Below are 13,982 nucleotides of genomic sequence, written 5' to 3'. Positions count from 1 at the left end.
TTCATAAAACGGTTGTACTATAACAAGAAGTTATTTGATAAATAATTGGCATAAGGACAAATAGGCTTTACATAATACCAAGACAGAGACAATCGTAATTCTTAGATAATTAGTATAGTACACTTGCGAATAGCTGTACTTCTTTGCTATCCATTTCACGATTCATTACTTTTTCTTCATGAAACGAACCCTATTTCATCTTATCACCATGATTCTTTTCTTAACTGCTTGTCAGCAATCGAAAAATGAAAATAAAGAAGAAAAACCGTCAGCAAAGCGAGCAACCATTGAGGATGTAGATCGAGGTATTCGAGCGCACATTGAGAAAGAAATAGCTGCTAGCGACGGTTACTTTCACTATGAAGGAGATACCTCTGTTTTGGATCTTAAATTGGTACGTGTACATACCGAATATTTATCAGTACTTGGACCAAATAAGTTCTTTGCCTGTGTAGATCTTGCGACCACAGAAGGCGATGTTTATGATGTGGATTTCTTTTTAAACGGTACTGCAGATAATATGGAAGTGACAAGTACCAATCTGCATAAACTGAATGGTAAGCCTTATTATACCTGGAAGCAAAGCAAAGACAAAACATGGTTCACGGTTCCAGTCAAAAATGCCTCAAACGACTTACTTGGCGTTATCGAAGGACAGGATCGGTTTACCTTCACTTATGAAGTAGTATTACCACAGATTACTACTGATGCCAGATTATGGTTACCAATAGCTCAGAGCGATCGCTTTCAGCAAATAACATCGCAAAATATAGTTGCGCGAGTAGATTATACAGTGATCAAAGAAGCCACCTTTGGAAATCAAATTCTGTTTATGGAATTATCTCCGGAACAGAGTGAACAAAAAATAACAATCAGTTACGAGGTTATCAGAGAAGAAAAAACTGCTTACCGAGACGAAGAAGCTGAAGTTGATCGATACCTCGAAGGTACTCCGCTCATTCCCTTAACTGATCGATTTTCAACCATTGCTAATGAAGTGTTAGCTGAAAGTAATGCGAGTACTCCTTTAACTGAAGCTCGAGCCTTGTACGATTATATCATAGATAATATGAGATACGCCAAACAAGGAAAATATGGCACAGGAGATGCCAATTATGCATGTGACAGTAAATCAGGCAATTGCACTGAGTTTCACTCATTTTTTATTGCCCTAGCTAGATCAGTAGGTATTCCTGCAAGGTTTGCTGTTGGGGCATCCATACCTTCGGAGAGAAATGAAGGCGGTGTAAATGGCTATCACTGCTGGGCAGAGTTTTACGCGGAAGGTAAGTGGTGGCCGATCGATATCAGCGAGGGTAACAAGTACACTCCCCTGGCGACTTATTATTTTGGTCACCATCCAGCTAATCGAATTGAATTGAGTAAGGGACGAAACCTTGAATTTAGTCCCGGACCATCTACTGGTAAAGTCCCATTCCTGGCCTACCCCATCATGGAAATCGATGGGGAATCAGCTCAGGTAAAAACTATATTTTCATTCGAGCGTAAGCCAAAAGCTTCCAGTTAGAATTAACTGTCTGTAGATGTGCTATCTGCTTCATCTTCACTTGGGTGTTCGCCATCACTTGGATGCTCACCGCCATCAGAAGGGTGTTCGCCACTTGGATGCTCATCCGATTCAGCTGCCTCTTCAGTCTCTGTTGCTTCTGAAGCTTCCTCTGTCTCATCTTCATTTCCTTCTGCTTGCTTTTTCACATCACACGATACGATAGCACTTGCAGTAAACAAGAAAACCAGGACCATAGCTAATATGGACTTTAAGGTTTTGGTAAGATTTTTCATGGTATAATCGTTCAAAGGTTTAAACAAGATAGAAAGCTAATCGTATTTTTATCCAAATTGAAATGAATTCATAGATTATGATGATTAATAGAAAATTGAAGTGGTTTACATTAATTGCATTTATAATACTTTTTTTAGGATACATTCTATTGAAAATTTTATTCCAGATAGGCATTAATAATGGTGTCAAGGTTGTTGATCTGCCTAGCCAAAGCAAAATTTCACAGCTCATTGAAAATGCAGATTATGTAGACGCGTATGAAATAGGCTTAAACGAACCGATTGATCAAAATAAAATAAATGCTTTCGCCGCTAGTTTAGGTGACGAATATTTCAAAAATGAAAATGAAATGATTGTCAAAGGGACCGCTCCTGGACTTACTTTTTTTGCCTCATTTTATAAAAATTCAGAGAATAGATTAACCTTAAGCACTGTTGTTTTCTATGAAAACCTGATGGGAATGATATATTTCACACCCGTCAAAATCGTTCACAAAAACGGATTACCTTATTTCCTTTATAAGGAGTTTAGCAAAAGTGAACCGTAAGCGATTTTCTAAGCAATTGATATTCCTATTCAATTCCTTCTTCTTTCCATCCAGGACCTTTAACAAATCGACCAGGTGTAGCACCTGTATGTTCACCATTTTTTAATACATGCCCCCCATTAACAAAAACATGCTTCACTCCTACTGCATACTGATGGGGATCCTCAAAGGTGGCTTTATCATCAACTTCTTTAGGATCAAAAATTACAACATCAGCAAAATACCCTGCATTAAGGAGTCCACGATCTTTAAGTTTTAGGTTGGTAGCAGGTAGTGAGGTCAATTTCCTGATTGCTTCTTCCATTGACATGATCTGATCCTCTCTTACAAACTTCCCTATCACCCGAATGAATGATCCGTAAGCTCGAGGATGTGTACTCTGCTTAATGAAAACGCCTTCATTCGTATATGATCCTGCATCAGAACAAAAGCTCACCCAAGGTATGGCTGCCTTCTTAAGGATGTTCTCCTCACTCATGGAAAAATAAACCACCTGAATTCTGCTATCATCTTCGATAATGATATCGACAACTGTTTCGGCTGGGGTTTTACCTAGCTCCTCAGCTAACTCATTTAGATACTTACCAATGTGAATTCTCATTGCCTCGTTTTTGAAACCTACAAGAAGTATGGTATTCGGCGGATTTCTGAATTCAATTTCACCGATTACCTTCTGTCGAATTTCCGGGTCTTTTAGGCGTTCAATCATTTGATCGATACCGCCCTCACGCACCCAGTTGGGTAACTGAACATGCAAGCCCGTACTGCTTGCATTGTATGTATAGATGTCAGCTGTCACTGGCTGGCCGGCATTTCTAGCTGAGTCTATCTTTTGAATGGCAACATCCATTTTACCCCAGTTTTGCTGACCAGATGCCTTCAGGTGATACACCTCAGCATGTAATCCGGCTTTTGCTCCAATTTCTATGAGCTCATCGATAGCCTCAAGCAGATAATCTCCTTCATTTCTAATATGAGAAACGTACATTCCATCATAATCCGCAACAACTGAAGCAAGTTCGATTAACTCTTCAGTATCTGCATGCATACTTGGCGTATAAAGTAGAGAAGAAGAGATACCAACAGCTCCCTCTTCCATCGCTTGCCTCGTAAGTTCTTTCATTATTTCCATTTCATCAGGGGTAGCATCACGCCCTTCATAACCGATGACATGCTTTCGCAAGGTCCCATTTCCAACAAAAGAAGCAACATTGGTAGAAACACCTTTATCTTCAAGGTATTGAAGGTATTCCCCTAAAGTGGTCCAAGGAATATCATATTTGATATCCACTTGATTGGCGATCATTTCTTCTTTCATCTCTTGAGTTAACGGTCCCATAGAAGAACCTTCACCCATGACTTCTAAAGTCACCCCTTGTCTGATATCACTTTGTGATCGACCGTCCTCTATTAAGCTTACATTGGCCCAACTTAGCATATTAATAAACCCTGGTGACACTGCCATTCCAGCAGCATCTATTTCAGTTGTTCCCTTGCCTTCAACTTCACCTACTTTGATGATTCGATCATCTTTTATGGCCACATCACCAACATATGATGGATTTCCAGAGCCATCGTAAATGGTTCCATTCCGGATGACGACATCAAACTCGGGCGTGCTTTGATTACATGATAGAATGCAAAATGCTATTAGTGTTATTAAATAGGTTCTCATTGTTATTTTGGTTGGTTGGTCTGAAGTTAAACATTAATCAATAAATCCTGAATGGTATGATATGTAGACTTAAACCTTAAATTAAAACGACAGCATTGCCTTTGTTATAGTTAAATCTTAGCCTTTAAGCTAAAAAGAGTGTTAAGTCTCACTACACTTTAATAGATTAGACCTCTAGACTTCAATACATCCATCCTTGCAAGTAACAGATACCATACGTAAATGGATACTCTTTTTCTACCTAATGGACACCAATAAAGATGGTGTGCTGGAGCCGAGTGATTTTGATGAACTACTGGAAAGACTCTATAGTACTCGAAAAGGATTATTCAATGAGACTGAAAAGAATTACCTCAAATACATAACCGTAAAAAACTTTGATCGACTTCTGATGGAGTCCGATGGCAAAGGACGAAAGATTACGGTTCATGAATGGGTGCGAATCATCCAAAGATCAAACGAAAGTGAAGAAAAATCCTATTTTATTCGATGGTTTTCGGCATCAGTCGTCCGATTTCTCTTCGATCTTTGTGATCATAATAAAGACGGATTCATCGATTTTGATGAATTCGAAACCTTGTATCGAATACTTGGATTGAAAAGAGGGACTATCATTTTTGCTTTTAAAGAGTTAGACATCAATAGAGATGGTCGCCTAAGCAAATCTGAAATGTATGATGCGATCAACGAATACTTCTCCTCAAGTAATGCGACAATCAATAATCACATTTTCGGTCAACTAGAAAATATCAATGATGAGTATTTTTCTAAACTCATAATCGGCTAAATTATTATTATAAGCAGTAACTTTTAATAACGACTCGTCAACTGGAATCCTTCCGTTCATCGAAAAAATTAATGTATTTCTTAATATAGTTATATATTAAACAGAATTAACCGTCATTTACATGCTACGTTTTAACATGCTAATCAAGTTAACACTTGGTGGATTGCTTATATTGATGTTATCTCCAATTTTTGGTCAAACATGGCTTTCAGGCTATGAATACCGAAAAGAAATCACACTGGATGGTACTCAAATAAGTGGAACTCATTCTGATTTTCCTCTCCTATATGAACTTGCATCTGATGCTCAATTAGCCGCTAATGCCCGTTCTGATGGGTATGATATTGTTTTCACCGATGATGATGGTATTACCCAGCTGGACCATGAGCTTCTTTCCTACACTAGCGGAACTGGGGCTTATCGGGCCTATGTAAAGACTGATCTTACCAATGCCACAAATAAGACCATTTACATGTATTATGGCAAAAGTGATGCTTCTACGGACCCTTCTTCTACAGGTACATGGAGTAATGATTTTCAAGCGGTGCTTCATCTTCAGGAATCTGGAAATGGTACCACCGACGAGTTTGTAGACTCATCTCCTAATTCTGTTCATGGAACGGGCGGTGGCTTGCCAAATAGTGGTAATAGTGGCTCTACTCCTACCCAGACAACTGGAAAATTTGGATCTGCACAGGATTTTGATGGAACAGATGATCGTATTCGGCTACAAGCCATCAATGACGACTCCTGGACAGCCTTCACTGTACAAGTTTGGCTCAATCCGGATGATACCGGGGATGATCGAATATTTGGTAAATGCTGGGGTACCGGAGCGGATGATGAAACCTGGCTGTTGCGCCAATCAGGGGGAGTCATTGGTAGTCGTACAAATGTAAATAATGGAGGTACAGATGCAGATACTACAGTCGACGATGATGATAATCCAATTGCCTACAATACTGGAACGTGGTATTTGGCAACTTATAGCTGGGATGCAGCAGATAATACTGTGCGAGTGTATTTAAATGGTACCGAGGTTGCCACTGGAGCACTTACCGGATCCAATCTAACTCTTAGTGGAGAACCTTCTGAAACGGATTTTGCTACCATCGGAAATATTCCCGGGGGAGGAAGAGATTTCAATGGTCAGCTACAGAGCGCTCAGGTTTCTAATGTTGCAAGATCTGCTAACTGGATCCTAACTCAGTATAATATTGAGGATAATCCTACAGGATTTGTTACGACTGTAGGTACTGAAGAACAATGTGGGAGTCCTGTACCGGAAGGCGGAACAGCAACAGCAAATGAGAGTACCATTCGATCAGGGGAATCAACCACTATTACGCTCAGTGGTCAAAATACAACACCATTACAGTGGCAATCATCCACAGATAATGTAAGCTTCTCGGATATCGGAGGTGAAACAGGTACTACGCTCAATACGGGTGTTCTTACTGCCACAACCTATTATCGGGTTAAAGTTGGGTCGGCCTCTTGTCAGGTATTGTCAACAACCGCTTCTGTAACCGTACTTCCTCCTTTTGCAAGTGGCTATTGTTACAGAAAGAAAGTCACGATCGATAGTGATCAAGTAAGCGGAAGTGCCGATTTAACCAATTTTCCTGTTCTAATCAGTGTGACGGATTCAGACCTTCGTACAGTAGCCAATAATGGCAATGTTGAGAACGCGAATGGATACGACATCACGTTTACCACTTCCGATGGTACAACAGGTCTAAATCATGAAATAAGCTCCTACACAGCAACTACCGGAGCATTTGAAGCCTGGGTGAATGTACCTACAGTCTCTTATAATTCTGATACAGAAATTTACATGTATTATGGGAATACTGCAGTTTCAGGTGATCCATCCACAACTGCAACCTGGAATAGCGACTATGTAGCGGTTTGGCACCTCGAAGAAGATCCAAATGGGGATGTAGCCGGATCTATTCTGGATGCTACCAGCAATAACAATGACGGTCAACCTCAAGGAACTATGACCACTGCTGATTTGGTTTCAGGCCAAATCGGAAATGCGATTGATCTAGATGGAACGGATGATTATATCACGGTACCTGACGCAGCGAGCTTACGAGTAACTGACAATACAATTACACTCAGTGCCTGGGTGGATACTGAAGGAGACCTTGACAATGATGAAGGCTTTATTCTAAAAGGCGCTAACAACGATGAAAGTTATATGCTTGGTACAAATGATGCAGGAGCCAGCAACGAACAACTGCGAGGGAGAATTAACAACAGTACAAATAATTTCCAGGGAGGTACGGTTCCTACCACTTCATGGTCATATGCTGTTGTCGTTTATGATGGCACTGATGTCATTGGATACGTCAATGGTGTACAACAATTCAGTTCTCCATTCTCAACAAATATTGATAATAGTATTGGAGAAGCCGTGCTGTTGGGAACACGTGCTGACTTGATAGGAACACGGTTTTTTGAAGGGATACTGGATGAGCTAAGAATCTCAGAAGCTGCTCATACTGCCGGTTGGGTTACTACAGAATACAATAATCAAAGCAGCCCAGCTACCTTTTACGCCTTTGGGGTTGAAGAATATCCTCATGATGGTGGAACTGCAACTGCCACATCAAGTGAAATCGACTACAATACAAGTACTACCATCACCTTAACAGATCAAGAAAGCGGAGGCACCATTCAATGGCAGTCTTCTACGGACAATGTCACATTTAGTGATGTAGGAGGTGAAACCTCAACAACATTAAATACCGGCAATCTGACTGCAACTACCTACTATAGAGCAGAAGTCACGGATAGTGGATGCGAAGCATTCTCTACAACTGCAACGGTCACTGTTCAACCAGACTATATCAGTGGTTATTGTTATCGAAAAAAAGTCACCATTAATGCAAGCCAGGTGAATGGAAGTTCGGATCTCAGCAACTTCCCTATGCTATTCAATTCTACTGACCCAGATTTGCGAACAACAGCCAATAATGGACAAGTAACCAGTGCTAGCGGTTATGATATAAAATTCACCGATGCAAGTGGTACGGAGTTGGATCATGAAATTGAAAGTTACACAGCAGGAACAGGAAACTTTATAGCATGGGTGCGAGTACCTACTGTATCTGCTTCAGAAAATACGGTGTTATACATGCACTATGGAAATTCCGCAGTGGTGACCGATCCATCGGTGACAACCACCTGGGACAGCAACTACAAAGCTATTTGGCATTTTGAAGACGATCTATTAGATGCTACATCCAACAACAACGATGGAACAGAAGGGTCTGCCGGAAGTACAGATGATGAAATTGGAATTATTTCCCATGGTAGAGGATTCACAGGAGTAGACAATGGCGATAGCTGGATCAGTGTTACAAATAGTGCCAGTATCGACACAGACATTACCAATCAGGTGACATTGGAAGCATGGGCCAGATATTTCCTCCCGGTTCCACAAGATGCTCCATTCATTATGAAATCTCCTGCGGTAAATCAGGAACGTTATATGTTGGGAACGGATGGCGGCACCAATCCAGCAGCACTTAACCAGCGAGTGACCACCGGTTCAGGACACTTTAGGTATGACAATGGCTCTGTAGATGCAGACTGGCATCATTTTGTATTAACATATGACGCAGATCTCGCAGCTAATCCACGTATGAAGTTATACGTTGATGGAATATTGACAGCTTCTAACAACGCGGACGGAAATATTTTAAGTGATAATACGAACCCGCTCTACATTGGTAGAAGATTAGATAATAGAAGGTATCGTGGTGCACTGGATGAATTAAGAATTTCAAACAGTGCTCGTGCTGAAGGGTGGATCATTACTGAATATAACAATCAAAATGATCCGGGTAGTTTCTATACTCTTGGTACAGAGGATTATAACGGAAATGGTGGTACAGCAACTGCTGATAATACCACAATCGATTATAATTCGAGTACTACAATTACATTAACAGGAGAATCCGGAACGATTCAATGGCAAAGTTCCACCGACAATTCTTCGTTTTCAGACATTGGTGGGGAAACCTCAGCTAGTTTGAACACTGGTAACCTTACGGCTACCACATACTTCAGAGCTGAAGTTGACAATGGAACCTGCATCGTCTATTCCAATACGGTTCAAGTGAGTGTACGCCCTGACTTCATCGCCGATTATTCATTTAGAAAGAAGATCACGATAGACAATAGCCAAGTATCAGGTAGCACAAATCACACAGACTTTCCAATTCTATTTAGTACCATAGATACGGATTTAGCTCAAGCAACAGGTAAAGTGCAGGATGCAAACGGGTATGATATACTTTTCACCTTGGCAGATGGTACAACCTTAGATTTTGATATTGAGAAGTACGATGGCACCACCGGCGAGTATATCGCCTGGATCCGCATCCCTACGCTTTTTGTGAATGCGGATACTGAGATTTTCATGTATTATGGCAATTGCAGCTTTGCTGGCGGTGACCCTTCTGTAACTGCAACATATAACGCTAACTACTTAGGAGTCTATCACTTCAATGACGATTTGGGCGCTACATCTGTCGTAGATGACCGCACAGGTAATACCAACGATGGTACAGCAAATGGAACAATGAATGGAGCCGATGTTATTACGGGTCAGGTGGGTGAAGGTTTTGACTTTGATGGCACGGATGATTACATCGATTTGGGTACCGCACCACAAACGACTGCTGCAGGAACACGGACGATTGAGTTGTGGGCTCAGGCAGATGCTTTTGATGACGGAGGCCTATTTCAGGGAGGCACCATAGCCAATGACTTTTCATTGCATACAGATAATGGAACAAACGGCAATTGGGACATTGAGTATAATGGCAACAATGATGAATTTACGTTGAATGGTAGTGCAACCAACTGGCATCATTATGCCTTATCGTATGATGGCACTATTGTGCAGCTGTATTATGATGGCGTATTATTTGACAATACAACTGCAGCACTTACCACTGCTGCCAATAACCTGGAGGTCGCTCGTTGGAATGCAGTTGAATTCGATGGACAAATCGATGAGGTAAAAGTCTCAGATGTGGCCAGGTCTTCCGGATGGATTCAAACAGAATATAATAACCAAAGTGATCCCGACAACTTTTATAGTATTGAAGCAGAAACAGCTGAAAACCAATGGACTGGAGGTAATGGTAACAGCAATTGGAATGAGGCCGGTAATTGGAGTTTCTGTAGTGTCCCAACTGTAAGTAATGACATTGTAATTCCATCAGGATTAATAGACTATCCGGTGTTAGATCAATCCAGAACAATTGGAGTTCTCAATATTGAATCTGGCGCAACATTAGATTTGGCAGGCTTTACATTAACACTCGAAGGCGATTTTATAAATGATGGGACCCTCACTACTAATGGCGGCACCATTGAATTTTCAGGTAGTGCTGAACAAGATATCACAGGATCGTCTACTACCACTTTTCACAATGTGGTGGTCAATAAAATCGGATCGACTGCAGAATTAAGATTGGCTGCTAATGTTGGAAATCAGCTGACGTTGACCTCAGGTAACCTTTCTTTAAATGACAATACACTTACGATAGAAAGTACGGCAACAATCTCTGGTGGAAGTAGTGCTGCATTCCTTGTAACAGATGGAACAGGTGAACTTTGCCAGAATGATCTGGGAAGCGGAGATGGTACACGAGTGTTTCCAATCGGACCAACGACCTCCAGCTATAATCCAATCAGTGTAAACAATGTAGGAACCTCTGATGATTTCTGTGCGAGAGTAGCCGAAACAGTTTATTCTGAGGGTCAAATTGGATCAGGAACTCAACAAACAGCAGACGCCATCGATCGTACATGGTTTGTCGACGAAGGAACGGTTGGCGGATCAGATGTTACGTTAACTATCGAATGGGATGGATCACATGAATTGACCAATTTTGATCGAACGGATATGTTTATAAGTCACTATAATGGGGCAGATTGGGAAGTTTATGGCAGTGGCATAAGTGCTACAGGATCAGATCCGTATGCTGCATCCGTTTCAGGAGTGTCTTCTTTCAGTCCGGTAGGTGGTGGATCCTCTCCTAGCCCTTTACCAGTAGAACTCAAGAGTTTTAATGCAACGCATACCGGGAACACAGTTGTCATAAACTGGATAACACTTACCGAGCTCAATAATGATTACTTCACCGTTGAAAGATCAATCAATGGAATCGACTTTGAATCCATCGCTAAAGTGCAAGGTGCTGGCAATAGCAATGAAGAGATTCAATATCGAATAATCGATAACAATCCTTTCTTTGAAACTTCCTATTACAGGTTGGGACAAACTGATTTTGACGGCACATCCTCCTACTCCAATGTTCAGGCGGTTTCATGGGAATTGTCACAGAATTTAGTGGTATATCCAAATCCAAACATTGGTACATTTAAAATAAACCTGACAGGCCTTAGTAAGAATGAATCAGTTCTGGTTTCTTTATTTGAAATTGATGGAAGAAACATATGGTATACAATACTTGAGGCTGATAATACAGGTAGCTTGAATCAAACTATTGATTTAGAACAGCCACTTAAATCAGGGACTTATTTCATGATTTTAGAACATTCGGGATCTATCAATCGGGTCAAAGTTTTAGTGGAATAAGTTTCAATGACTTCCGATGAAGTTAGATTCAATGTATGATTGATCCGTATTTCTACTGATCCTCCCTAGTACTTATTAAAGATATCTTTACGAAATGAGAGGTCTTAATAAAATCGGCAACAAGCTGGCGTTAATAATGATAGGCCTGGCAATGGTTGTCACAACTTTTCTGGCTACTCTCTTTTACTACCAGTTTGATCAGGCATTAAAGGAACGAGTCTTATTGCAACTGTCTTCAGTAAAGCAACTCAAACAAGTAAAAATCAAAGCTGAGATTACAGAGCGGATTTCTCTTTTTGATTCTCTCAGGGCAGAAGATCTGAATGGAGAGAAGCCGGTAGGAATTTTCGAATTTTCGGTTTCAAAAGTAAAACCAACTAAGATTAAACATTACCAAATCCCTCCCTTTGCGGAATGGACTGAGACTAGTTATTTAATAGACTTAACAAATCAGCACACAACGGATGAAATCACAATTGGATTAGTAAAAAAAAGGGATAATACTTATTATGTAGCTATTGCTCAGATACCCGAAATCCAAGAAATACTTCTGGAACGTACGGGGCTTGGTGAAACGGGTGAGTCCTACTTGGTCGGTGATGATTATCGCTTGAAATCAAAATCAAGATTTAAACTGCCACAAGGAAATGAAACGATAGTAAATACTAAAGGTGTAAGAAGTGCATTAGCTGGTAAGGCAGGTGAAGATAGTTTTTTAGATTATCGAGGGATTCATGTTTATAGCTCCTATGATAGAATAACCTTTAATGGCTTAACCTGGGTAATGCTAAGCGAAATCAATTATGATGAGGCCATGGCACCTATCATTCAGCTAAGAGAAAATCTATTAATAATTCTTGCGGTTATTATAGCTTTTATTCTCATTGTATCCTATTACATCTCAAGTATGATTGTAAGCCCAATCATCAATATGGAAGAAAAACTGATTCGAATGGCAGAAGGGATTCAGGAAAGTGAATTCCCGGATAAAAACAGAAAAGATGAAATTGGTCTCATGTTTAAGGCATTGAATAATCTTATTCAAGCACTTGGTAACACCATAAAATTTGCTGATGAAATCGGATCAGGAAATTTCACTGCTGACTTCAAGCCACTTGGCCCGCACGATAAACTGGGCGCTTCTCTGGTGGAAATGAAAGAAAGATTGAAACAGTACCAGGAGAATGAGCTGATGCACCAGAAAGAAAATCAACAGTCCATCATTAGTGGAGAGGAAAATGAAAGATCTCGTTTAGCTAAAGAATTACATGATGGACTAGGACCACTCTTGACAACACTAAGACTTGACATTCAATCAACGTCACTTGATAAATCTCTAAAGTCCCAATTACTAGAAAAGCTTGATTATACAATTCAGGAAGTTAGAAACATGTCTAATAACCTCATGCCAAGTGTTCTTAAAGATTTTGGTGTAGGCGAGGCAATTACCAACATGGTTGATGAGATCAATAACAGCTCTCCAGTTGAAATTCGCTATAAACATGACATTTCGCCTACTATCAACCTGGATGACCAAATTCAAATTTCCATTTATCGCATCATACAAGAAGCGGTGAACAACGCTTTAAGACACGCTAAAGCAACTGAAATTAAACTCTCTCTAACTTGCTTTGAAGACCATATCGATTTATTTATTTCTGACAATGGACAAGGTTTTGATTTGAATAATTTAAGAGGTGGCAATGGAATAAGAAATATGAAGGAGCGTGTAAAGCTTTCTTCTGGTAACATCCAATTCTCCAGTGATGATAGTGGAACCACAATTGAAATAGAAATCCCTATATAAATGAGTACAGTAAAGCTAGCCGTAGTTGATGATCACAAGTTATTTAGAGAAGGTATGATTTCTTTACTTTCAAGAAATGAAGATCTGGAAGTAGTTGGAAACGCCTCATCAGTTGATGAACTTTTTGAGCTTTTGGGTAAAACAAAAATTGATATCGTGTTAATGGATATATCAATGCCTGGAAGAGATGGTCTTGAGGCTATTGAAAGTGCTCGTGAAAAATTTCCATCCGTAAAGTTTATCGTCTTGACCATGCATGCTGAAGGTCAATATGTAGTAAAAGCTGTTAGGAATGGTGCTTATGGCTACTTAATAAAAAATGCTGATGAAATCGAGTTGCTCAAGGCAATTAAACAAGTTTCACTCGGTCATAAGTACTTCAATAAAGAGATATCAAACCTCATGATTGGAAATATGGCCATCGAAGGTGAGTCTCATAAAAAATTATCCGACCGTGAAACAGAAGTTTTGCAATTGGTTTCCAATGGAAAAACTACTAAAGAAATTGCCGAAGAGTTATTTGTCAGTACTCGTACAGTCGAAACCCACAGGGTGAATATGATGAAGAAACTCAATGTTCAAAACACGGCTGAATTAATTAAAAAAGCGGCACATCTGCAGTTAATTTAATTCCACTCTACGTATTTATACTGAATGATTTTTACAGAAAAATTGCCACCTCGATGAAGTTAAGTTAAGTCTAATTTAGTATCCGACAATCAACACGTATACTC

8 protein-coding genes are annotated in these 13,982 nt (G+C 40.1%); 6 read left to right on the top strand and 2 right to left on the bottom strand.

Annotated elements, in window-relative coordinates; genetic code table 11:
• The first annotated feature begins 178 nt into the window (after positions 1–178).
• Positions 179–1,528, top strand: a complete 1,350-nt coding sequence (locus tag ACOMC3_RS07595) for a transglutaminase-like domain-containing protein (RefSeq protein ID WP_420318936.1) — start codon at positions 179–181, stop codon at positions 1,526–1,528.
• Positions 1,529–1,530: 2 nt separating this feature from the next.
• Here the strand turns inward: ACOMC3_RS07595 and ACOMC3_RS07590 are convergent, their stop codons facing one another.
• The gene (locus ACOMC3_RS07590) at positions 1,531–1,803 is read right to left on the bottom strand and encodes a hypothetical protein (RefSeq protein WP_420318935.1); all 273 of its coding nucleotides are present in this window, start codon (positions 1,801–1,803) and stop codon (positions 1,531–1,533) included.
• A 77-nt stretch (positions 1,804–1,880) separates the two neighbouring features.
• Here ACOMC3_RS07590 and ACOMC3_RS07585 point away from each other — a divergent pair, with 77 nt between their 5' ends.
• Positions 1,881–2,351: a hypothetical protein gene (locus tag ACOMC3_RS07585; protein WP_420318934.1), complete on the top strand. Its 471-nt coding sequence runs from the start codon at positions 1,881–1,883 to the stop codon at positions 2,349–2,351.
• Between the two features lie 25 nt (positions 2,352–2,376).
• On the opposite strand, the gene ACOMC3_RS07580 is transcribed toward ACOMC3_RS07585, so the two are convergent.
• Positions 2,377–4,026 (bottom strand): N-acyl-D-amino-acid deacylase family protein, encoded by a 1,650-nt coding sequence (locus ACOMC3_RS07580; protein WP_420318933.1) that lies wholly within the window; start codon positions 4,024–4,026, stop codon positions 2,377–2,379.
• 196 nt (positions 4,027–4,222) lie between these two features.
• Between ACOMC3_RS07580 and ACOMC3_RS07575 the strand changes: the two genes are divergently transcribed.
• From ACOMC3_RS07575 to ACOMC3_RS07560, 4 genes are all read left to right on the top strand, one after another.
• Positions 4,223–4,813: an EF-hand domain-containing protein gene (locus ACOMC3_RS07575; protein WP_420318932.1), complete on the top strand. Its 591-nt coding sequence runs from the start codon at positions 4,223–4,225 to the stop codon at positions 4,811–4,813.
• 121 nt (positions 4,814–4,934) lie between these two features.
• Positions 4,935–11,441 (top strand): DUF2341 domain-containing protein, encoded by a 6,507-nt coding sequence (locus ACOMC3_RS07570; protein ID WP_420318931.1) that lies wholly within the window; start codon positions 4,935–4,937, stop codon positions 11,439–11,441.
• Between the two features lie 94 nt (positions 11,442–11,535).
• On the top strand, positions 11,536–13,248 hold the full coding sequence (locus ACOMC3_RS07565) for an ATP-binding protein (protein WP_420318930.1): 1,713 nt from the start codon (positions 11,536–11,538) through the stop codon (positions 13,246–13,248).
• Complete coding sequence (locus ACOMC3_RS07560; RefSeq protein ID WP_420318929.1) at positions 13,249–13,878, top strand: response regulator; 630 nt, start codon at positions 13,249–13,251, stop codon at positions 13,876–13,878.
• The last annotated feature ends 104 nt before the right edge of the window (positions 13,879–13,982 follow it).

It is taken from the genome of Ekhidna sp. (assembly GCF_965212185.1).
In the GTDB taxonomy this organism is placed as follows: domain Bacteria; phylum Bacteroidota; class Bacteroidia; order Cytophagales; family Cyclobacteriaceae; genus Ekhidna.
Note: the sequence above shows the minus strand (reverse complement) of the source record. Positions and strands in the feature narration are given on the sequence as shown.

Excerpts from the sequence above, each read along its gene's own strand:
- ACOMC3_RS07565 (WP_420318930.1), top strand. The coding sequence starts at position 11,536 with ATGAGAGGTCTTAATAAAATCGGCAACAAGCTGGCGTTAATAATGATA.
- ACOMC3_RS07560 (WP_420318929.1), top strand. The coding sequence starts at position 13,249 with ATGAGTACAGTAAAGCTAGCCGTAGTTGATGATCACAAGTTATTTAGA.
- ACOMC3_RS07595 (WP_420318936.1), top strand. The coding sequence starts at position 179 with ATGAAACGAACCCTATTTCATCTTATCACCATGATTCTTTTCTTAACT.
- ACOMC3_RS07570 (WP_420318931.1), top strand. The coding sequence starts at position 4,935 with ATGCTACGTTTTAACATGCTAATCAAGTTAACACTTGGTGGATTGCTT.
- ACOMC3_RS07590 (WP_420318935.1), bottom strand. The coding sequence starts at position 1,803 with ATGAAAAATCTTACCAAAACCTTAAAGTCCATATTAGCTATGGTCCTG.
- ACOMC3_RS07585 (WP_420318934.1), top strand. The coding sequence starts at position 1,881 with ATGATGATTAATAGAAAATTGAAGTGGTTTACATTAATTGCATTTATA.
- ACOMC3_RS07580 (WP_420318933.1), bottom strand. The coding sequence starts at position 4,026 with ATGAGAACCTATTTAATAACACTAATAGCATTTTGCATTCTATCATGT.